Origin of the sequence: Microcella indica (genome assembly GCF_013414345.1) — a bacterium.
GTDB classification, from domain to species: Bacteria; Actinomycetota; Actinomycetes; order Actinomycetales; family Microbacteriaceae; genus Microcella; species Microcella indica.
Window position 1 is genome coordinate 1,699,079 of record NZ_CP058670.1, and the last position, 21,058, is coordinate 1,720,136.

Below are 21,058 nucleotides of genomic sequence, written 5' to 3' on the forward strand. Positions count from 1 at the left end.
CCCGCTAGCGGCGACAGGCCGCCACTCAATCGAACCAGAGGGCCAGTTCGCGCTGCGCGGTCTCGACCGAGTCGGAGCCGTGCACGAGGTTCTGCTGCACGGCGAGACCCCAGTCACGGCCGAGGTCTCCGCGGATCGTGCCGGGAGCGGCCGTGGTCGGGTCGGTCGTGCCCGCGAGCGAGCGGAAGCCCTCGATCACGCGGTTGCCGGCGAGTCGGATAGCGACGACCGGGCCGGACTCCATGAACTCCAGCAGCGGCGCGTAGAACGGCTTGCCCTCGTGCTCGGCGTAGTGCTGCGAGAGCAGCTCGCGGTCGGGCTGCACGATCTTGAGGTCGACGAGCTGGTAGCCCTTCGCCTCGATGCGGGCGAGGATCTCGCCCGTGAGGTTGCGCGCGACGCCGTCGGGCTTGATGAGGACGAGGGTCTCTTCCACGGTCGTGGTCATGTCAGTCTCCAGAGGAATTCGGTGTCGGATGATCGTTGGTCGGGGTGTCGGAGGCTCGGCGACCTCGGACGGTGCGTCAGGCCTGCGCCGCCCGCTTGGCGGCGTCGAGCTGGCCACCGCGCACGACGGCGTAGATCCAGAATCCCACGAAGATCGCCGCCGTCACGGCCGCGAGCACCTCGATGAACCCGGTGGCGAGCAGGAGCACCTGCAGCACGCCCGTGAACCAGAGGCCCCAGCGGTAGCGGGCGACGCGCACGCCGACGATGAGCAGCACGAGGAGCGCGGCGCCGCCGCCGAAGACGCTCGCGGCTGCGAGGACGCCCAGCCCGTTGATGGCGAGCATGCCGAAGACGACGACGATGATCTCCATGCCGAGCGTGATGACGAGCAGCGACTCGGTCGCGCTGCGCTCGCGTCGCGGGCGAGGCGCTGGCGTGGTGGTCTCCGTCACGATTCCCCATCCTCCTGGGCGCTCATGAGCATCGCCTGACCGACGAGTGAGATCGAGCCGGTCACGAGCACGGCGTCACCTGGACCCGCCTCGTCCCGCGCCTCGGCGAGCGCCACGGCGAGCTCGGGCTCGATGCGCACCCGGTCGGGGCCCGCCACGGCCGTGGCGATCTCGGCGAGCACTTCGACGTCGAGCGCCCGCTCGGAGTCGGAGCGCGTCACGACGAACCGTGTGACGACGGGGTCGAGCGCCTCGATGATGCCGCGGGCGTCCTTGTCGTCGAGCACCCCGACGATCGCCGTGATCGAGTCGAAGGCGAACGACCCGAGGAGGGTCGTGGCGAGCGCGCGCGCTCCGTGCGGGTTGTGGGCCGCGTCGACGATGACGCTCGGCTCGGTCGCGAGCACCTGCAGTCGGCCGGGGCTCGTCACGGCGGCGAGACCTTGGGCGAGCACGTCGTCGGCGAGGGGCTGCGTGCCGTCGCCCAGGAACGACTCGACGGCGGCGATCGCCACGACGGCGTTCTGCGCCTGATGCTCGCCGAAGAGGGGCAGCGCGAGATCGCGGTACTCCCCCGCTCGGCCCCGCACGTCGATGACCTGCCCGCCGACCGCGAGCCGGGCATCCAGGAGGGCGAAATCGACACCCTCGCACTGCACGGCCGCCTCGTCGTGCTCGGCCGCACGCACGAGCTCGTCCATCGCCTCCGTCTGCTGGAGCGCCGTCACGACGACCGCGGCGGGCTTGATGATGCCCGCCTTCGTGCGCGCGATCTCGCCGATCGTGCGCCCGAGCCGCGCCTGGTGGTCGAGCGCGATGGGCGTGAAGACGGCCACGTCGCCGTCGGCGACGTTCGTCGAATCCCACTCGCCGCCCATGCCGACCTCAAGCACGACGACGTCGACGGGAGCGTCGGCGAAGGTCGCGAAGGCAAGGAGGGTGAGCGCCTCGAAGTAGGTGAGCGGCTCTTCGCCGTTAGCGGTGAGCTCGGCGTCGACCATGAGCACGTATGGCGCGATGTCGGCCCAGTTGTCGGCGAGAGCCCGGTCGCTGATCGGCTGCCCGTCGATCATGATGCGCTCGTTGACGCGCACGAGGTGCGGGCTCGTCAGCAGGCCGGTGCGCAGGCCGTACGCGCGCAGGATGCTCTCCGCAATGCGGCTCGTCGTGGTCTTGCCGTTCGTGCCCGTGACGTGGATGATCGCGTAACTGCGCTGCGGGTCGCCGAGCAGCTCGGCGGCGCGGCGCGTGGGGGCCAGTCGCGGGCGCGGCGCGGCCTCGCCGATGCGCGAGAGCAGCTCTTCGTAGACCTTCTCGGCGTCCGCGCGGTCGATCGCCTGCTGCTCGGCGCTCATGCGCGCACAACCGAGATCGTCACGGATGCCCCCTCGCCCACCGCGATCGCGGTGCCCTCGACAGCCTCCCCGAACTCGAGGGAGGTCGCAAGCACCTCGCCACTGATGAGCGCGCGGTGGGTCTCGATCGCAGCGCGCGTCTCGGCCGACTCCGACCCGAGGCTCAGCGCGATGCGGTCGCTCACGTCGAGCCCCGCGTCCTTGCGCGCCTGCTGCACGGCGCGCACGACATCGCGCGCGAGCCCCTCGGCGGCGAGCTCGGGCGTCACGGCCGTGTCGAGCAGCACGAAGCCGCTGCCCGGCAGGAACGCGACGGCCGCGGTGGGGTCGGCCAGCTCGAGCTCGAGCGTGAACTCGCCCGGCTGGAGCGCGATGCCGCCGACGACGACGCCGTCTCCGTCCTCCGAGACCGCCCAGTCGCCGGCCTTCGCGGCGCCGATGACCTGCTGCACCTGCTTTCCGATGCGCGGCCCGGCCGCGCGCGCGTTGACCGCGAGTCGCCGGCTGATGCCGTAGCTCTCGGCGAGCGAGTCGTCGAACTCGACGAGCTCGACGCCCTTGACGTTGAGCTCGTCTCGGACGATATCGCTGAAGTCGGCGAGCGCCGCCGCTGCCGGGGTGACGACCGTGAGGCGCTCCAGGGGCAGGCGCACGCGCAGGCCCTGGGCCTTGCGCAGCGCGAGCCCGCTGCTCGCGATCGCCCGCACTCGGTCCATCGCCGCGACGAGCGACTCGTCGGCCGGGAAGTCGTCGGCGTCGGGCCAGTCGGTCAGGTGCACGCTCTCCCCGCCGGTGAGGCCGCGCCACACTTCTTCGGTCACGAGCGGCGCGAGCGGCGCGGCGACGCGCGCGAGCGTCTCGAGCACCGTGTACAGGGTGTCGATCGCGTCGCGGTCGTCCCCGGCCCAGAACCGCTCGCGACTGCGGCGCACGTACCAGTTGGTGAGCACGTCGGCGAAGTCGCGCACGGCGGCTGCGGCGAGCGGGCTGTCGAGCGCGTCGAGCTCACGCGTGACGGTCGTGACGAGGTCGCGCGTCTTGGCGAGCAGGTAGCGGTCGAGCACGTGGGCCGAGTCGGTGCGCCAGCGGGCATCCTCGATCTCCCCGGCGTTCGCGTAGAGGCCGAAGAAGTAGTAGGTGCTCCACAGCGGCAGCAGGAACTGCCGCACGCCCTCGCGGATGCCCTCCTCGGTGACGACGAGGTTGCCGCCGCGGATCACCGAGCTCGACATGAGGAACCAGCGCATGGCGTCGGCTCCGTCGCGCTCGAACACTTCTCCCACGTCCGGATAGTTCTGCAGGCTCTTCGACATCTTCTGGCCGTCGTTGCCGAGCACGATGCCGTGGCTGATGACGCTGCTGAATGCGGGGCGGTCGAACAGCGCCGTCGCGAGCACGTGCATCGTGTAGAACCAGCCACGGGTCTGCCCGATGTACTCGACGATGAAGTCGGCAGGGTTGTGACTGTCGAACCACTCCGCGTTGGTGAACGGGTAGTGCACTTGCGCGAACGGCATCGAGCCCGAGTCGAACCACACGTCGAAGACGTCCTCGATGCGCCGCATGGTCGAGGCCCCGGTCGGATCGTCGGGGTTCGGTCTCGTCAGCGAGTCGATGTAGGGGCGGTGCAGATCGACCTCGCCCGTTAAGTTGCGCGGCAGCTCGCCGAAGTCGGCCTCGAGCTCGGCGAGCGAGCCGTACACGTCGACGCGCGGGTGGTTCGGGTCGTCGCTCTTCCACACAGGGATGGGGCTGCCCCAGTAGCGGTTGCGGCTGATCGACCAGTCGCGTGCTCCCTCGAGCCACTTGCCGAACTGCCCGTGCTTGACGTTCTCGGGCACCCACGTGATCTGCTCGTTGAGCTCGAGCGCGCGGTCGCGAATCGCGGTGACCTTCACGAACCAGCTCGAGACGGCCTTGTAGATGAGCGGGTTGCGGCACCGCCAGCAGTGCGGGTAGCTGTGCTCGTAGCTGCGCTGCTGGAAGAGCCTGCCGAGCTCCCGCAGCGAGGCGGTGAGCGGCTTGTTGGCCTCGAAGACCTGCAACCCCGCGACATCCGGCACCGTCTGCAGGAACCGGCCGCCGTCGTCGACGGAGATGATGATCGGGATGCCCGCTGCCGCGCAGGTCGCCTGGTCGTCCTCGCCGTACGCGGGCGCCTGGTGCACGATGCCCGTACCCTCCCCCGTGGCCACGTAGTCGGCGACGAGGATCTGCCAGGCGTGCTGCGTGCCCCACTGCTCGGCGTCGGCGTAGTAGTCCCACAGCCGGTCGTACTGCACGCCGCCGAGCTCGGCGCCCGTGAGCGTGCGGGTGACGGCGGCGTGCGCTTCCGCCGCGTCGGCGTAGCCGAGCTCTTTGACGTAGGCGGGGATCGTGTCGGCGGCGAGGAGGAAGGTGCGGGCATCCGGCTCATCGCCGCCGCGCGGGATGACCGCGTAGGCGATCTCGGGGCCGACGGCGAGCGCGAGATTCGTCGGCAGGGTCCACGGGGTCGTCGTCCAGGCGAGCGCCTCGACGCCCGTGAGGCCCAGCGCCTCGGCCTTCTCCCCGACGAGGGGGAAGGTCACCGTCACCGACTGGTCCTGGCGCATCTGGTAGACGTCGTCGTCCATGCGCAGCTCGTGGTTCGACAGCGGCGTCTCGTCGCGCCAGCAGTAGGGCAGCACGCGGTAGCCCTCGTAGGCGAGCCCCTTGCCGTGCAGGGTCTTGAAGGCCCACAGCACGCTCTCCATGAACGTGATGTCGAGCGTCTTGTAGTCGTTGTCGAAGTCGACCCAGCGCGCCTGCCGCGTGACGTAGTTCTGCCACTCGTCTGTGTAGCGCAGCACGCTCTCGCGGGCCTTGCCGTTGAATGCCTCGATGCCCATCTCTTCGATCTGCGACTTCTCGGTGATGCCGAGCTGCTTCATCGCCTCGAGCTCGGCGGGCAGACCGTGGGTGTCCCACCCGAAGCGGCGGTGCACCTGCTTGCCGCGCATCGTCTGGAACCGCGGGAAGACGTCTTTCGCGTACCCCGTCAGCAGGTGGCCGTAGTGCGGCAGGCCGTTGGCGAACGGCGGGCCGTCGTAGAAGACCCATTCGTCGCAGCCGTCGCGCTGGGCGATCGAGCGGCGGAACGTGTCGTGCGTGGCCCAGTACTCGAGCACCTCGTGCTCGAGCGCGGGAAAGCTCGGGGAGGCGACGACGCTGTTCTCGTCGCGGTGCAGGGGGTAGCCCATGGTGTCTCCGGTCGTGTCGCGTGCACACTCACCGCGAGGACGACAGAGCCCGATGGGTCTGCCGCGGTACCACCCCGCTTGCCCTCGTCACCTCGGTCTCGCACGTGCGGTACCGGATGCTCGGGCCCCTCATCTGCGGCTGTGACGGGCCTGCCCCGCTCGGGTCTAGTACCCCACCTGCGGTGAGGGTTCTTCCGAGGACTCCCCGGTGATGGCCGGATCGCAGTCGATGCCTCCATGGTAGGGCACCGGCGACGTGCGGAAACCGAACGCCCTCGCTCGGGTGGCGAGCATCGTCACGCTGCCGTCACGCTCCCGTCACGCACGGGGGCGCATTCTGAAGGATGCGCGGGGGGACTGCGCTTTCTTTGCCGTTCGGGGGAACAGTGACCAGCACTCAGCGCCACACACCATCGATGCTCGCGAGAGCGATGAGCATGATGGGCATCGCGGTGCTGGCGGGCGCCCTGCTCAGCGTGGGCGGAGTCAGTTCGCCGGCGCTCGCCGCGCCGTTCGATCAGTGCGAGAGCGCCTTCAACGTCGGCGGCGAAGGGGCGAACTGCCAGGTGACGGTGGAGAACTTCCTCAACCTCGACACCAGAGCCGAGAGCTCAACCGTCACGACGCTCGTCTGCAGCGGCGCCGCCAACACGGTGACCACGTGCGCCGGCGAGCCGACCGTGCAGAGCTTCGACGTTCTCACGGAACGGGTGGAGCAGTGCAACTACAGCGGCGAGGGCGGCGGTGGCACGCTGCACTGCAGCGTCGAGATGATCAACACCATCACGGGCGAGGGCACGACGAGTGCACCCACGGTGAATCAGTGCAACAACTCGTTCGATTCACTGCCGCTACCGGCAGGTTCCGCCTGCGATCCCGCGCAAGCGACGACCGATGCCACCATCACGCAGTGCAACGACAGCATGAACGGCGGCACGCAGGTCAGCATGAACTGCACGGTCGGAACGTCGACGACGAGCTCGGCCCTGCCCGTGACGGTCAACCAGTGCAACAACAGCGTGAACGGCGGCGGCGCCCTCCTGGTGTGCTCGACGCAGATCACGACTCTCGTGCTGCCCGCGGACACCGACGATGAGGTCGCCGACGAGGGCACCGGCGACGACACCGTTGCCGACGACGCTGACGTCCTCGCCGAGACTGGCCCCACCGCCGTGCACGCAGCCCTCGGCGGACTCGCTCTCGCACTCGTGCTCGCCGGCGTCGGCCTCCTCCGTGCGCGCCGGCCTGTGCAGGCGCGCAGGGAGTAGCGCTAGCGTTCGGCGCAGGGAAGGTCGTTCATGACCGGAATCGCACTGCAGCTGCTGGGGTCGTTCGACGTGAGGACGGCGGACGGCGCGTCGGTCGCGAGCACTGCAGGCACACAACGCCTCGTCGCCCTGCTCGCGCTGCGGTCGCGCATCATCTCGCGCGCCGCGATCGCGGGTGCTCTCTGGCCGGATGCGTCGAGTTCGCTCGGCGCCGTGCGGCTGCGCGCCGCCCTCACCCGGATCGACCCCGTCACCCGTACGGTGCTGCTCGTGAGCGCGGGCGGTGTCGGCCTGGACCCGCGGTGCACCGTGGACTATCGCTCTGCTCGCGTGCTCGCCGACCACGTTCTCGACACTGCCGCCGAGCCGACGACCGCGACCGCCGGCGAGACGCGATCGACGATCGCCGTTCTCTGCCTGCAGCTGCTGCCCGACTTCTACGACGACTGGGCGCTCGAGGAGGCGGAGGAGTGGCGCCTCATGCGGGCCGAGACCCTCGAGTCGCTCGTCGCCTCGCTCTCGCGAGACGCGCGGCCGTACCTGGCCATGCACGCCGCCCAGTCGGCGATCCGCGACGAGCCGCTGCGCGAGACCGCGCACGTCGCTCTCGTGCGCCTCCACATCGCCGCTGGCAACCACGGTGAGGCGCTCCGTGCCTTCACACGGTTCAGTGCGACTCTCGCCGATGCCGTCGATGTGAGCCCGAGCGACGCCTTCCGCGAACTCATCGACGCGCTCCCCGGAGCGACCGCTCGCGCCGCAGTGACCGCCGACTCGGGAATGAACGCGCCAGCCGATACGCTCGACTACTTGTGACTGACAACTCTCGTGGCAAAGCGCCAACCACGTCCCCCTCGGTCACGGCCTCCACCTCGGCAGCCGTGGCAGCACCCTCCGATCCCCGCATCGCGCGTCGCGCGCGCTGGGCATCCCTCGTCGGAACCTCCCTCGAGTCGTACGACTTCTACATCTACGCGTACTTTGCCGCGTTCTTCGTCGGGCCGCTGTTCTTCGACCCGCTCGGCGGGTTCGGCGGCACGCTCGCGGCGTTCCTCTCCATCGCGCTGGCCTTCGTCATCCGCCCGGTCGGCGCGATCCTCTTCGGCCACCTCGGCGACCGGCTCGGGCGCCGCACGACGCTCATCGTCACCGTCACCCTCATGGGCGTGGCCACGGGCCTCATCGGCGTCCTGCCGACCTTCGAGCAGGCTGGCTGGTTCGGCGCAGTTCTCCTCGTGCTGCTGCGCCTCCTGCAGGGCATCTCCCTTGGCGGCGAGTGGGGCGGCGCGGTGCTCATCGCGACCGAGCACGAGTCGCGCACGAAGCGCGCCTTCGCCGCCGCGATGCCCCAGCTGGGCTCGCCGATCGGCTCGATCCTCTCCGCCACCGCCTTCATCTGGCTGACCCTCGCCCTCACCAACGAGCAGATCAGCGAGTGGGCCTGGCGCCTGCCGTTCCTCACGGCGATCCCGCTGCTGCTCGTCTCGCTGTACCTGCGCATCACCGTCACCGAGACGCCCGTGTTCCGGGCGGTCGCGGCGACCGAGCGCCGACCGCGCGTGCCGATTGCAGCCCTCCTGCGCGCGCAGCCGGTCTCGATCATCGTCGCCGTGGGCGTCGCGTTGCTCGGCATCGGCTCGTACTCGCTCATGAACACGTACACGATCAACTACGGAGTGGCGCAGCTCGGCTTCGAGTACTACGAGCTGCTCATCGCCACGACGATCGGCGGACTGCTGCAGCTCGTGACGATTCCGCTGTTCGGGGCGTGGGCGACGCGCATCGGCTCGGGCACGGTCGTCGCCTGGGGCGCCCTCGGCACCCTCCTCGTCGCCTTCCCGCTGTACTACTTCCTGCAGTTCGCCGACTTCGGCGTGCTCGTGGCGATGATGATCATCGGCGGCATCCTGCCGACCATGAGCTGGGCGGCGCTCGGCGGCATCTACACGGAGATGTTCGACGAGCGGTACCGCTACTCGGCGCTCGGCTTCGCCTACTCGATCGCGGCCGTGATCTCGGGCTTCGTGCCCGCCCTCACGTTCACGATCGGCGAGGTCACCGGCAACGCCTGGTGGCACCCGGGCATCGTGCTCGCGGCGATGTCGCTCATCACGCTCGTGAGCGCACTCATCGCGGTGCGCATCCGCGTCGACAAGGACGAGGACGAGCCTGCAGCGGTTCCCGCCGCGGCGACCGCCGGCAACGACTAGCGGGACTCAGCCGACGATCGATGTCGCCACGTGCACCGCGCCGGCGAGGGTGCGGTGCACGGGGCACTTGTCGGCGATGACGCGCAACGACTCGACCTGCTCAGTGCTCAGATCACCCGTCATGGTGATCTCACGCGCGATGTGCTCGAGCATGCCCGATCGCGAACCTGACTCCGCGTCGGCGTCGCTCGCGCACTCTGCGCAGTCGTCGACGTGGCGGCGTTCGTGCCGCAGCATGACCGTCACCCTCTCGAGCGGGATGCCCTTGCGGTCGGCGTACATGCGCATCGTCATCGACGTGCACGCGCCGAGCCCGGCGAGCACGAGGTCGTACGGGGAGGGCCCGGCGTCGTCGCCGATGGGCTCGGGCTCGTCGGCGAGGAACCGATGGCTGCCCGCCGTGACCGACTGCGTGAACGCGCCCGACGTCGTGCTCGACACTGTCACGGTGCCGGGTGAGGAAGCCGGAGCCTCCGCGGCTGCGTGGGCACGGGCATCCAGCGCATAGCGCGCCGCCCATGCCGCGATCATCGACGCCGCGAACGCCGAGTCGGCCGCGTCGGTGAGGAGGTGGTCGGCGCCGTCGAGCGCGACGAACGACTTGGGGTGCCGAGCCGCCTCGAAGATCTCGCGCGCGTTGTCGATGCCGACGATCTCGTCGAGGGGTGCGTGCAGCACGAGCAACGCGCGGTCGAGGCCGGCGATGCGCTCGTGCTGACGCTGCCCCGCGAGGTCGTCGAGCAGCTGTCTGCGGATGCGGAAGGTGCGGCCCGCGAGCTGCACATCGGCCTCGCCCTCGGTCGTGATGCTCTCCCGCGCCGCATCGAAGAGGGCCGTCACGTGGGAGGGATCGCTCGGGGCGCCGATCGTCGCGACCGCGCGCACGCTCGGCACGCGCTCAGCGGCGGCGATCACGGCCGCACCGCCGAGGGAGTGGCCGATGAGCAGGGTGGGTGCGCGGTGCTCCTGCTCGAGGTACTCGGCCGCCGCCACGAGGTCGTCGATGTTGGAGGAGAAGTTCGTATTCGAGAAGTCGCCATCCGAGTCGCCGAGACCCGTGAAGTCGAACCGCAGTACCGCGATGCCGCTGCCCGTGAGGGCGCGCGCGATACGGGAGGCCGCCTTCGAATCCTTCGAGCACGTGAAGCAGTGCGCGAAGACGGCGTACCCGCGCGGCTCGCCCTCCGGCATCTCGAGTCGGGCCGCGAGGCCGTGCCCCGCGGAACCCGGGAACTCAACCGCGAGCATCGTCGCCCGGCTGGCGGTACTCGGGGTTCGCGTCGAAGCCCCAGCGCTCGCCCTCTGCCCACTGCTCGCGCACGTTGCCGTAGGCGGGGATGCCGCCGGCGTCCTTCAGCCGACGAGCCGTGTGGAGCAGGTTCCACGTCATGAACGTCATGTTGCGGTTCGTGAAGTCGTTCGCGGGCCCACCCGAGCCCTCGTCGAGGTAGCTCGGGCCGGGCCCGACCTCGCCGATCCACCCGGCGTCGGCGGCGGGCGGGATCGTGCAACCGATGTGCTGCAGGGCGTACAGCGTGGACATGGCGGAGTGCTTGACGCCGTCCTCGTTGCCCGTGACGAGCATCCCCGCCGTCTTGCCGTAGTAGACGTACTGGCCGCTCTCGTTCGTCATGCCGCTCATCGCATACAGGCGCTCGATGAGCACGCGCAGCTGCGACGACACCTCGCCGAGCCAGATCGGTGTGCCCACGACGAGGATGTCGGCCTCGCGCACGCGCGGCCACAGCTCGACCCACTCGTCCGCCTCCCAGCCGTGCTCGCGCATGTCGGGGTACACGCCCGGCGGCACGGTGTGATCCACGAGCCGCAGGCTGTCGACGCTCACGCCCTGGCTGCGCATGAGCGCGATGCTGCGATCCATGAGGCCCTGCGTGTGGCTGAGCTCGGGACTGCGCTTGAGGGTGCAGTTGACGTAGACGGCGCGGAGGTCGCCGTAGTCAGCGGGCGGGGACGGGACGGCCGAGGGCTGCGGGGAGTCGGGCATGCCTCGACGGTAGCCCCCAGCGCATCCCGTTACCATGGAGTCACAACCCACACTCAGGCACCCTTACCTCTGACACGGTGCCGCCTATAGCGAGACGAGACGTTTTCGATGAGCCCTGCATCCCTCCCCGACAAGCCCGCCCTCGAAGGTCTCGAAGCGAAGTGGGGTGAGGTCTGGGAGCAGCAGGGCATCTACCGTTTCGATCGGGATGCCGCACTCGCGGCCGGCAAGGCCCAGGTCTACGCGATCGATACCCCGCCGCCGACCGCCTCGGGCTCGCTGCACATCGGCCACGTCTTCAGCTACACCCACATGGATCTCGCCGCCCGCTACCAGCGCATGCGCGGCCGGCACCTGTTCTACCCGATGGGCTGGGACGACAACGGCCTGCCGACCGAGCGCCGCGTGCAGAACTACTACGGCGTGCGCTGCGACCCCACGCTCCCCTACGACGCCGGCTTCACGCCGCCGTTCGAGGGCGGAGACAACAAGGCCTCCAAGGCCGCCGACCAGGTGCCCATCAGCCGCCGCAACTTCATCGAGCTGTGCGAGCGCCTCACCGTCGAGGACGAGAAGCAGTTCGAAGACCTGTGGCGCACCCTCGGCCTCAGCGTCGACTGGGACCAGACGTACCGCACGATCGGCGATGACGCGCAACGCGCGGCCCAGCGCGCCTTCCTGCGGAACCTGGCGCGCGGTGAGGCGTACCGCGCTGACGCGCCGACCCTCTGGGATGTGACGTTCCGCACGGCCGTCGCGCAGGCCGAGCTCGAAGACAAGGACATGCCCGGGGCGTACCACCGGGTGTCGTTCCACACGGCGAACTCTGAGACAGGCGACGGCGGCACGATCGAGATCGAGACCACGCGCCCCGAGCTGATTCCCGCCTGCGTGGCCCTGGTCGCGCATCCCGATGATGAGCGCTACCAGCCGTACTTCGGCACGACCGTGACGACGCCCCTCTTCGGCGTGGAGGTGCCCGTCGTGGCGCACCGCCTCGCGCAGCAGGACAAAGGCTCGGGCATCGCCATGGTGTGCACGTTCGGCGACGTGACCGACGTCGTGTGGTGGCGCGAGCTCGACCTGCCGCTGCGGCCCATCCTCGGGAAGGACGGCCGCATTCTGGCCGAGCCCCCGCAGGGCATCGAGGGGGCGGCGGCCGAGACCTACGCCGAGCTCGCGGGCAAGACCGTCTTCAGTGCGAAGGCGCGCATCGTCGAACTGCTCACCGAGTCGGGCGACCTCAAGGGCGAGCCGCGGGCGATCAGCCACCCAGTCAAGTTCTTCGAGAAGGGCGACAAGCCGCTCGAGATCGTGACCACTCGCCAGTGGTACATCGCCAACGGCGCGCGGGACGAGCAGCTCGCCGAGCGCCTCCTCGAGCGCGGGCGCGAGGTCGCGTTCCACCCCGACCACATGCGCGTGCGCTACGAGAACTGGGTCGGTGGGCTCTCCGGCGACTGGCTCATCTCGCGGCAGCGCTTCTTCGGCGTGCCGATTCCCGTCTGGTACCGCCTCGACGCCGACGGCGAGCAGACCGGCGACCCCATCGTGCCGACCGAGGACCAGCTGCCCGTCGACCCCTCCTCGATGCCCGCCCCCGGGTTCGACGAGGCCCAGCGCGGCAAGCCGAACGGCTTCATCGGCGAGGTCGACATCATGGACACCTGGGCGACCTCGAGCCTCACGCCGCAGATCGCCGGCAAGTGGGAGGACGACCCCGAGCTGTTCGACCTGGTCTTCCCCTACGACCTGCGCAGCCAGGGGCAGGACATCATCCGCACCTGGCTGTTCTCGACCGTGCTGCGTGCCGAGCTCGAGCACGGCACCGTGCCGTGGAAGCACGCGGGCATCTCGGGCTTCATCGTCGACCCCGACCGCAAGAAGATGTCGAAGTCGAAGGGCAACGTCGTGACCCCGGCCGCGATGCTCGACGACCACGGCAGCGACGCCGTGCGCTACTGGGCGGCCTCCTCGCGCCTGGGTACCGACGCGGCCTTCGACCCGCAGAACCCCAAGCAGATGAAGATCGGCCGCCGCCTGGCCATCAAGGTGCTGAACGCCGCCAAGTTCGTGCACTCCTTCGAAGCGCCCGCTGGCGTGGACAGCATCGACGCTCTCGGCGCGAGCGCGATCACCGAGCCGCTCGACCGCGACCTGCTCGCCTCGCTCGCCGAGGTCGTGCGCGTCGCGACGAAGGCGCTCGACGAGTACGACCACGCTCGAGCGCTCGACGTGGCCGAGCAGTTCTTCTGGACCTTCACCGATGACTACCTCGAGCTCGTCAAGGAGCGCGCCTACGGTGCGCAGGGTGCCGAGGGCCAGGCGAGCGCCGTCGCCGCGCTGCACCTGGCCATGGACGTCTTCGTGCGGCTCTTCGCGCCCGTGCTGCCGTTCGCGACGGAGGAGGTCTGGAGCTGGACGCACGACGGCAGCGTGCACGTCGCCGCCTGGCCGACCGCCGACGAGGTGAGCAGCGAGAGCCCGACCGGGCTGCTGCCGCTCGTCTCCGAGGCGCTCATCGGCATCCGTCGGGCCAAGACCGACGCGAAGGTGTCGCAGAAGACCCCGGTGACCCACGCGACCCTCTCGGCGCCCATGCTGCTCGCCGAGGCGGCGGGCGACCTCAAGGCCGTCGGCCGCATCGACGTGCTGGACATCATGGAGGGCGACTCGATCGAGATCACCGCGATCGAGCTCGGCGAGGCACCCGAGCGCGCCTGAGTGCGCCCCGGCGAGCCTCCGCTAGGCTCGCGCCCATGACTCGCGACGACCAGAAGATCTCCCTCATCGGCTCGGTATCGCTCGGCACGGGCGTCATGATCGGAGCGGGCATCTTCGCCCTGGTCGGGCAGGTGGCCGAGGTCTCGGGCGAGGTCTTCCCGTGGGTGTTCCTGGCCGCGGCCGTCGTCGTGGGACTCAGCTCGCACGCCTACGCGCGATACTCCGCCGTGAACCCGACCTCCGGCGGCATCGCGATGCTGCTGCGCGCCGCCTACGGCAACGGCGTCATCGCGGGGGCGTTCTCGCTCTTCATGTACGTGTCGATGGTCGTGGCGGAGAGCCTCATCGCCCGCACCTTCGGCACGTACCTGCTGCAGCCGTTCGGCCTCCAGGACTCCGCGATTCTCGTGCCCCTGCTCGGCGTGGTGCTCATCGCGGCGACCGCGATCGCCAACATCGTCGGCAACCGGTTCGTCGAGCGCTCCGCCACCGCGACCGCCGTCATCAAGATCGTCGGCATCGCGACCCTCGCGATCGCCGGGATCATCGGCACCGTCGTGGCGTCGGGCGGTGGCGCGTCGAGCGGCGGCGAGGGAGACGGCGGGTCGTCGGGCGACCCCGGCCTCCTCGGCATCGTCGCGGGCGTGGCACTGTGCGTGCTCGCCTACAAGGGCTTCACGACCATCACCAATCACGGCGCCGAGCTGCGCGACGCGAAGAAGAACCTGCCCCGCTCGATCGTGCTCGCCATCGCGATCTGCGCGGGCCTCTACGCGCTCATCACCGTCGCCGTCGCCGCGAACCTCACCGTGCCCGAGATCGTCGAGGCGCGCGACTTCGCGCTCGCGCGCGCGGCCGACCCGCTGTTCGGGCAGGCCGGCGTCGCGCTCACCGTCGGCATCGCCGTGATCGCGACCGCCTCGGCGCTGCTCGCCAACCTCTTCTCGGTCTCACGGCTCTTCGCCATGCTGCAGGACATGGGCCAGGTGCCCCGCGGCAACCGGTGGAAGGAGCAGCAGCCGCTGCTCATCACCGCGGGCCTCGCGATCGTCGTGACGGCGCTCTTCGACCTCGGGCAGATCGCCTCCCTCGGCGTGTTCCTCTACCTGACGATGGACATCGCCGTGCAATGGGGGGTTCTGCGGCGTCTGCGGGGCGACACAGGGGCGCACGCCTGGCCCCTCGTGGCGACGATCGTGCTCGACGGCCTCATCCTCGGCGCCTTCACGATCGTGACGATCGGGCGCGACCCTCTCACCCTGCTCGTCGCGAGCGTCATCGGCGCCGCGCTCTTCCTCAGTCAGTGGCTCGTCGTGCGACACGCTCGCGCCGAGTAGCCTGCGAGGATGAGCGAGAGCAGCATCACCATTCGACAGGCCAGCCCCGGCGACGCGGAGCGCTGGCGCGAGCTGTTCACGGCGTACGGAGTGTTCTACGAGACCGACTTCGACGGCGCCGTGCTCGACGGCGTGTGGACGTGGATACTCGACCCCGAGCATCCGGTCACGGCGTTCGTCGCCGAGGTCGACGGTGCGATCGTCGGCTTCGCGCACGTGCGCATGCAGCCCGACACGTTCCTCGCCGGGCCCGGCTGGTTCCTCGACGACCTCTTCGCCGACCCTGCCCATCGCGGATCGGGCGTGGGCACCGCGCTGCTCGAGGCGGTCGCCGACCACGCCTCAGCGAACGGGGGCGGAACGCTGCGCTGGATCACCGCCGCCGACAACGAGCGCGCGCAGCGGGCCTACGACCGTCTCGCGACGCGCACGACGTGGGTCACCTACGAGCGGGAGACGAGCGGGTAGCATCGGGGGCGCCACCGCGACCCACCCGTACGCGAACCCCTGCTGGCGAGCTCCTGCTCGGCAGCACCTGCTAGGAGGCCTGAGCCATGCAGCTCGGAACCCGCTGGTCGGTCGGTGCCGAACCGCCCGCACGCCTGAACCCTGACGTTCGCGCCGCCGTGCGCTCCGTGGAGGGCGAACTCTTCGGTCGAGACACGAGCCTGTGGCGCTGGACCCTCACGTGGTTGGAGGGGCAACCCGTCGTCGAGCTCGACGATGGAACGGTCATCCGCCAGTCCCACGACGGCGTCGTCGAGATCACGGACGGCGTCACGCCCCGCTGAGGCATCCGCCGCGACTACTGTCGCACTTTCGTGTGGTCCGCTACTGCACTGCGCCGTTCTCCTACTGCGCTGCGCCGTAGCGGAACGGTGCCGCCGCCTGCTGGCGCATCGATTCGGTGCGGATGCTGCGCGCCTGCTCCTCGTGGCTGCGACGCCGCACGGGCCTGCGGCTCCACGCGACGAGCGCGAGCCCGGTGGAGAGCACGAGCCGGCGCAGCATGGGCAGACGGCGAGCACGGGGCGCGCAGCAGTCCGCGGCGGTGAGGGTCATGGTGGTCATCGTGCTGTCTCTTCCTCGGTGTCGTCAGATTCGGTGATCTCGTGCCCATCGAGCACGGGAAACGCGAAGTACTGCAGTTGGACGGGTCGAGAACCGACGACCCGTTGGCCGCGGTGCTCGCGGGCGAACTCGGTGATGAGCGCGACGATCTGCTCATTGAGCTCGCCGAGCTGCTCGGCGGTCACGTGAACGCTGGCCGACTGGAGGTTGGTGGCGTCGCGCCAGCGCGGGGGCAGCTCGGTCATGCCGCGCTCGACGATGTCGCGCACGCCGGCCTCGCGGTGATGCAGCCACTCGCGCATGATGACGCGGCTGGCCTGACGACCGGCCTCGCTCCCGTCGAGCTCGGGGCTGCCCATCTGGATGGCGCCGGGCACGCGCTCCCACCAGCGCTCGCGCGCGGTGCCGCGGTCAGCGACCTCGCGCACGTAGCCGTGCTTCTCGAGCTGCCGCAGGTGGTAGCTCGTCGACCCGCTGGATTCGCCGAGCCGCTCACCGAGCCCGCTGGCCGTCTGGGCGCCGTAGGTGGAGAGCGCCTCGATGATCTGCACACGCAGCGGGTGGGCAAGCGCCTTGAGACCATCGAGATCGGCGATGCGAGTCTCGGGATCGTGCGCGCTGGCTGTCATGCTGACGACTCTAGCAATGCAAACACTTGTTTGCAAGCACTTCTTTGCAATCATGTCTCTGCATACTGCGGGACGGCGGGCGCACCCTCACGAGAGCCACGGATGCGCGGCTCTAGGCTGTCCGCATGACCAACCCGTTCTTCGCCCCCAGCACGCTCCCCTACCAATTGCCGCCGTTCGCCGAGATCGAGGAGCGGCACTATGCCGAGGCGATCGAGGCGGGCATGGACGAGCAGTTGCGCGAGATTCGCGCGATCACGGCGAAGCGCGACATGCCGACGTTCGAGAACACGATGGTGCCGCTCGAGAGCAGCGGTCAGCTGCTCGCGCGCGTGCTGCGGGTCTTCTTCAACCAGTCGAGCGCCGACTCGAGCGACGCCACCAACGCGCTCGAGGAGCAGTTCGCCCCGCTGCTCTCCGCGCACGAGGACGCCATCATGCTCGACGCCGCCCTGTACTGGCGCATCGCCCAGCTGCACGAGCAGCGGCATGAGCTGAGCCTCACCGACGAGCAGCGATACCTCGTCGAGCGCCACCACACGCGCATGACGCTCGCCGGCGCGGGCCTCGACGACGAGCAGAAGGCGCAGCTGAGCGCCCTCAACGGTCGACTCTCGACCCTGACCACACAGTTCGAGAAGAACCTGCTCGCCGACACCAACGCGCTCGCGGTGCACGTCGCCACGCGCGAGGAGCTCGACGGCCTCAGCGAGGGAGAGATCTCGGCGGCCGAGGCCGCGGCACGTGACCGCGGGCTCGAGTCTGGTTACCTCATCACGCTCGTGCTGCCGACCGGGCATCCGTACCTGTCGTCCCTCACGAATCGCGACGTGCGAGAGCGCGTCATGGCCGCGTCACGCTCCCGCGGCACGCACGGCGGCGACCACGACAACCGCGAGGTGCTGCTCGAGATCGTGCGGCTGCGCGCGCAGCGGGCCCGCCTGCTCGGCTTCGACAGCCACGCCGCCTTCGTCGCCGCCGACCAGACCGCCAAGACGCCCGAGAACATCGCCGCGATGCTGACCACACTCGCCCCCGCCGCAGCCCGCAACGCGCGCGCCGAGCAGACGAAGCTCGAGGCCCTCGCGGGTCACCCGATCGAGGCGCACGACTGGCCCTACTGGAGCGAGAAGGTGCGCGCCGCCGAGTTCGACGTCGACACGGCGGCGCTGCGACCGTACTTCGAGGCCGAGCGCGTGCTGCAGCGCGGCGTCTTCGCCGCCGCGACCGCCGTCTACGGCATCACGTTCACCGAGCGTGCCGACCTCGTCGGCTACCACCCCGACGTGCGCGTCTTCGAGGTGCACAACGAGGACGGCACCGAGCTGGGCCTCTACCTGCTCGACCTCTACACGCGCGACAGCAAGCGCGGCGGCGCGTGGATGAACGAGCTCATCGGGCAGAACACCCTGCTGGAGCATCCCACGATCGTCGTCAACAACCTCAACGTGCCGAGGCCCGCCGCGGGCGAGCCGACCCTGCTGACGTTCGACGAGGTGAACACGTTCTTCCACGAGTTCGGGCACGCCCTGCACGGCCTCTTCGCGCACGTCACCTACCCGCACTTCACGGGCACCAACGTGTACCGCGACTTCGTCGAGTTCCCCAGCCAGGTCAACGAGATGTGGATGCTCTGGCCCGAGATCGTGAACGACTACGCCGTGCACCACATCACGGGCGAGCCGATCCCCGCCGAGACCCTGGACCGCATCAGGGCGAGCGAGACCTGGGGCGAAGGCTTCGCGACCTCCGAGTACCTCGCGGCGACCCTGCTCGACCAGGCGTGGCACCGGCTGAGCCCCGAGGAGGCGGAGGCCGTCACCGACGTCGCCGCCTTCGAAGCGGATGCCCTGGCTCGCGTCGGCCTCGACAACCCGGCCGTGCCCACGCGGTACTCGTCGACGTACTTCGCCCACACCTTCTCGGGCGGCTACGACGCCGGCTACTACAGCTACATCTGGAGCGAGGTGCTCGACGCCGACACGGTCGAGTGGTTCCGCGAGAACGGCGGGCTCACTCGGGCGAACGGCGACCGGTTCCGGCAGCACATCCTCGGCATCGGCGGCACGCGCGACCCGCTCGAGGCGTACCGCGAGTTCCGCGGCCGCGACGCGGTCATCGAGCCGCTGCTGCAGCGCCGCGGGCTCACCGAGTAGGGGCGCCGCCGCAGCGCCTGCCGCGCCCTCAGAACCAGATGCTGAGGTGCGGGGAGCGCGTCGTGCGGAAGAGCGCGTCGAGGCGGGCCGCCGAGCCGGGGCGCTCCTCGACGAGCCGCGCGGCTGCGCGCAGCGACTCGACGGGCGCGCCGCCCAGCAGGAGGGTGCCGAGCACGTCGACGCCGAGGCGCACCACCGCCGCCTCGGGTGCGGGGTCGGCGTCGGCAGGAGTCACCGTGGCGGTGCCGTCGGGGCTCGTGGCGAGCATCCAGTCGCCGTGCGCGAAGCCTTGTCGGTCGTCGACACGCAGCAGCACCGTGTCGGCGTGCGCGTAGCGGCGGGCGGTCAGGCTCGCCGGCACGTCGAGGATGCGCAGCCAGAGGTGCTCGCTGCGCGCCGACGTGCGCACGGCGCGGGGGTTGGAGACGATCCACGGCACGGGCTCGTCCACCGGCCGCAGCGACGCCCGCACCGTCGCCACGAGGTCGAGCTCGAGCACGAAGCGCCACAGGGCCGCGTGCGCGTCGTCGCTCGCGGCACACAGGTAGTCGAGGGTGAGAGTGTGCGCCGTGAAGTCGTCGGGGTCGGCCGCGAGGGAGTAGAGCGCGAAACCCTGCGGGGCGCCCTGCTCGTCGTCGTACCGCACCGCGCGGAGCTTGCTGGCGCGCGTGCTGCCCGCCGTGAGGCCGAGCATGCGCTGCCAGTAGTGCTCCCAGCCGGGCACCTCGCCGGTCTGGCGGCGGTGCGCGCGCTGCGCGAGCTGCGGGGCGAGCGCGCGCAGGCTCGCGGGGGCCACCTGGTGGACGCGGCCGCTCGGGCGCGGGCCCGTCCACTGCAGGGCGCGCGTGTCGACGCTGTAGTCGGCCGCCCAGGTGGCCGGCCCGAAGCCCCAGCGGCCGTAGATGGTCGCCTCGGAGACGGTGAGCATCGCGAGCGGAAGACCGGCGCTCGCGGCGGCCCGCAGCTCGCCCTCGAGCAGAGCGCGCGCGATGCCACGGCGGCGATGCGTGGGCGCGACCGTCACGGCGCTGATCGCCCAGCCCTCGATGCTCGCACCCTCGCTCACGGCGCCCAGGCTCACGGTCGACCGCCAGGAGCCCACCGTGGCCACGGGTGTCGCCGGGTCGGCGCTCGAGGGGTCCCACACGCCGATGCTGCGCGCGAAGGCGAGGCCCGCCCGATGCTCGGCGAGCTGCTCCTCCGTGAGCGTCTCGGCGTGGAAGCCCCGCCGATCGGCCTGCAGCCAGGCGTCGACCTGCGCGGCGTCCTCCCCGTCGACGAGCGCGTAGCGCAGACCCTCAGCGGCGAGCGCCTCGCGCGACCGCTCGTCGAGGGGCAGCGCGCTGTGCCGCGCCGTCACGAGTCGTCGCCTGCGAGGCCCCGACGCAGGGCATCGAGCGCGACCGCCTCGGGGTCGCTCCCCTGCTGGGCCGCGCGCGAGCGCACCGCCTCCGCAAGGTCGGCCGGCACGTGGAGACGCAGGGGCGCCGCGACGCCCTCCGTCTCCTGAGCAGCGGGCGTCGCCGGCCCCGCGCCGTCCCGCAGGAACAGCGCGAGCACGGGCACGACGACCGTGCCGAGCACGTCGAGGATCGCGATGACGCCGAACACGCGCCAGTACACGTCGGCGGCGTCCTCGCCGGGGAACTCGCCGTCGGTCAGGATCGGCAGGATGAGCATGACCGCGACGACGGCGATCGCGACGAGCGTGGCCGCGAGCCCCCAGCGGATGGCGGCCCGGCGCCGCCCCGCGAGCAGCAGGAGCAGGTTCGCGTGCGCGAAGCTGACGGCGAGGATGCCGGCCGCGGCGAAGACCTTGAACCAGACCTCCAGATCGGAGTCGGCCCAGTCGCGCCAGATGAGCACGAGGCCCGACACGAGGGCGACACCGCTCGCGAGCAGTCCGCTCACGCCGACGATGCGCATCGCCCTATCGGCGATCGCCAGGTGGCACAGGGCCGTGATCGAGAACGCCCCGAACAGCACCGTGGTGAGCAGGATCTTGCCCTGCGTCTCGCCGAAGTCGCCGCCCAGGAGGGCGATGATGCCGACGACTGCCGCACCCGAGAACGAGATGATGATGCCGTAGATGGCCCCCTTGCGGGCACCGCTCACGAGCGGGTCGCGGGCGTGCTTGGCGGTCTCGGTCGACACGGTGGCTCCTTCGTGCGGTAGCGGAT

Annotated in this window: 18 protein-coding genes; 8 read left to right on the plus strand and 10 right to left on the minus strand. The window is 70.4% G+C overall.

From position 1 onward, the window contains the following. Positions 1–25: 25 nt before the first annotated feature. From ndk to ileS, 4 genes are all read right to left on the minus strand, one after another. Positions 26–448: a nucleoside-diphosphate kinase gene (ndk, locus tag HUJ41_RS08325; protein WP_179872173.1), complete on the minus strand. Its 423-nt coding sequence runs from the start codon at positions 446–448 to the stop codon at positions 26–28. Positions 449–524: 76 nt separating this feature from the next. Then, on the minus strand, positions 525–902 hold the full coding sequence (locus tag HUJ41_RS08330; protein ID WP_179872174.1) for a DUF4233 domain-containing protein: 378 nt from the start codon (positions 900–902) through the stop codon (positions 525–527). Beyond that, positions 899–2,257, minus strand: coding sequence for a bifunctional folylpolyglutamate synthase/dihydrofolate synthase (locus tag HUJ41_RS08335; protein WP_179872175.1), 1,359 nt, complete (start codon positions 2,255–2,257; stop codon positions 899–901). Before HUJ41_RS08335 ends, HUJ41_RS08330 begins: the two co-directional genes overlap by 4 nt. Next, positions 2,254–5,478: an isoleucine--tRNA ligase gene (ileS, locus tag HUJ41_RS08340; RefSeq protein ID WP_179872176.1), complete on the minus strand. Its 3,225-nt coding sequence runs from the start codon at positions 5,476–5,478 to the stop codon at positions 2,254–2,256. Before ileS ends, HUJ41_RS08335 begins: the two co-directional genes overlap by 4 nt. Before the next feature lie 416 nt (positions 5,479–5,894). Here ileS and HUJ41_RS08345 point away from each other — a divergent pair, with 416 nt between their 5' ends. The 3 genes from HUJ41_RS08345 (at position 5,895) to HUJ41_RS08355 (ending at position 8,956) form a co-directional block, all read left to right on the plus strand. After that, positions 5,895–6,746: a hypothetical protein gene (locus HUJ41_RS08345; protein ID WP_179872177.1), complete on the plus strand. Its 852-nt coding sequence runs from the start codon at positions 5,895–5,897 to the stop codon at positions 6,744–6,746. A gap of 30 nt (positions 6,747–6,776) precedes the next feature. After that, on the plus strand, positions 6,777–7,562 hold the full coding sequence (locus tag HUJ41_RS08350) for an AfsR/SARP family transcriptional regulator (protein ID WP_179872178.1): 786 nt from the start codon (positions 6,777–6,779) through the stop codon (positions 7,560–7,562). 65 nt (positions 7,563–7,627) lie between these two features. After that, positions 7,628–8,956, plus strand: a complete 1,329-nt coding sequence (locus tag HUJ41_RS08355) for an MFS transporter (RefSeq protein ID WP_179872179.1) — start codon at positions 7,628–7,630, stop codon at positions 8,954–8,956. Between the two features lie 6 nt (positions 8,957–8,962). On the opposite strand, the gene HUJ41_RS08360 is transcribed toward HUJ41_RS08355, so the two are convergent. Together HUJ41_RS08360 and HUJ41_RS08365 are read right to left on the minus strand one after the other, a co-directional pair. Next, the gene (locus HUJ41_RS08360) at positions 8,963–10,204 is read right to left on the minus strand and encodes a bifunctional alpha/beta hydrolase/OsmC family protein (RefSeq protein ID WP_179872180.1); all 1,242 of its coding nucleotides are present in this window, start codon (positions 10,202–10,204) and stop codon (positions 8,963–8,965) included. After that, on the minus strand, positions 10,191–10,961 hold the full coding sequence (locus tag HUJ41_RS08365; RefSeq protein ID WP_179872181.1) for a flavodoxin family protein: 771 nt from the start codon (positions 10,959–10,961) through the stop codon (positions 10,191–10,193). Before HUJ41_RS08365 ends, HUJ41_RS08360 begins: the two co-directional genes overlap by 14 nt. Before the next feature lie 108 nt (positions 10,962–11,069). On the opposite strand from HUJ41_RS08365, the gene valS reads away from it, so the two are divergent. The 4 genes from valS (at position 11,070) to HUJ41_RS08385 (ending at position 15,813) form a co-directional block, all read left to right on the plus strand. Further along, on the plus strand, positions 11,070–13,685 hold the full coding sequence (gene valS / locus HUJ41_RS08370; RefSeq protein ID WP_179872182.1) for a valine--tRNA ligase: 2,616 nt from the start codon (positions 11,070–11,072) through the stop codon (positions 13,683–13,685). A gap of 35 nt (positions 13,686–13,720) precedes the next feature. Beyond that, the gene (locus HUJ41_RS08375; RefSeq protein ID WP_179872183.1) at positions 13,721–15,022 is read left to right on the plus strand and encodes an APC family permease; all 1,302 of its coding nucleotides are present in this window, start codon (positions 13,721–13,723) and stop codon (positions 15,020–15,022) included. Positions 15,023–15,031: 9 nt separating this feature from the next. Beyond that, positions 15,032–15,490, plus strand: coding sequence for a GNAT family N-acetyltransferase (locus HUJ41_RS08380; protein WP_179872184.1), 459 nt, complete (start codon positions 15,032–15,034; stop codon positions 15,488–15,490). Positions 15,491–15,576: 86 nt separating this feature from the next. Next, positions 15,577–15,813 carry a hypothetical protein gene (locus HUJ41_RS08385; RefSeq protein WP_179872185.1) on the plus strand — a complete coding sequence of 79 codons (237 nt, stop codon included), beginning with the start codon at positions 15,577–15,579 and terminating at the stop codon, positions 15,811–15,813. Positions 15,814–15,874: 61 nt separating this feature from the next. Here the strand turns inward: HUJ41_RS08385 and HUJ41_RS08390 are convergent, their stop codons facing one another. Together HUJ41_RS08390 and HUJ41_RS08395 are read right to left on the minus strand one after the other, a co-directional pair. Continuing rightward, positions 15,875–16,093: a hypothetical protein gene (locus HUJ41_RS08390; protein WP_179872186.1), complete on the minus strand. Its 219-nt coding sequence runs from the start codon at positions 16,091–16,093 to the stop codon at positions 15,875–15,877. Beyond that, the gene (locus HUJ41_RS08395) at positions 16,090–16,722 is read right to left on the minus strand and encodes an ArsR/SmtB family transcription factor (protein WP_179872187.1); all 633 of its coding nucleotides are present in this window, start codon (positions 16,720–16,722) and stop codon (positions 16,090–16,092) included. Before HUJ41_RS08395 ends, HUJ41_RS08390 begins: the two co-directional genes overlap by 4 nt. 125 nt (positions 16,723–16,847) lie before the next feature. On the opposite strand from HUJ41_RS08395, the gene HUJ41_RS08400 reads away from it, so the two are divergent. After that, positions 16,848–18,878, plus strand: a complete 2,031-nt coding sequence (locus HUJ41_RS08400) for a M3 family metallopeptidase (protein ID WP_179872188.1) — start codon at positions 16,848–16,850, stop codon at positions 18,876–18,878. A gap of 28 nt (positions 18,879–18,906) precedes the next feature. Here the strand turns inward: HUJ41_RS08400 and HUJ41_RS08405 are convergent, their stop codons facing one another. Then, positions 18,907–20,238 carry a GNAT family N-acetyltransferase gene (locus HUJ41_RS08405; protein WP_179872189.1) on the minus strand — a complete coding sequence of 444 codons (1,332 nt, stop codon included), beginning with the start codon at positions 20,236–20,238 and terminating at the stop codon, positions 18,907–18,909. After that, positions 20,235–21,032, minus strand: coding sequence for a hypothetical protein (locus tag HUJ41_RS08410; protein WP_179872190.1), 798 nt, complete (start codon positions 21,030–21,032; stop codon positions 20,235–20,237). Before HUJ41_RS08410 ends, HUJ41_RS08405 begins: the two co-directional genes overlap by 4 nt. Positions 21,033–21,058 lie beyond the last annotated feature (26 nt).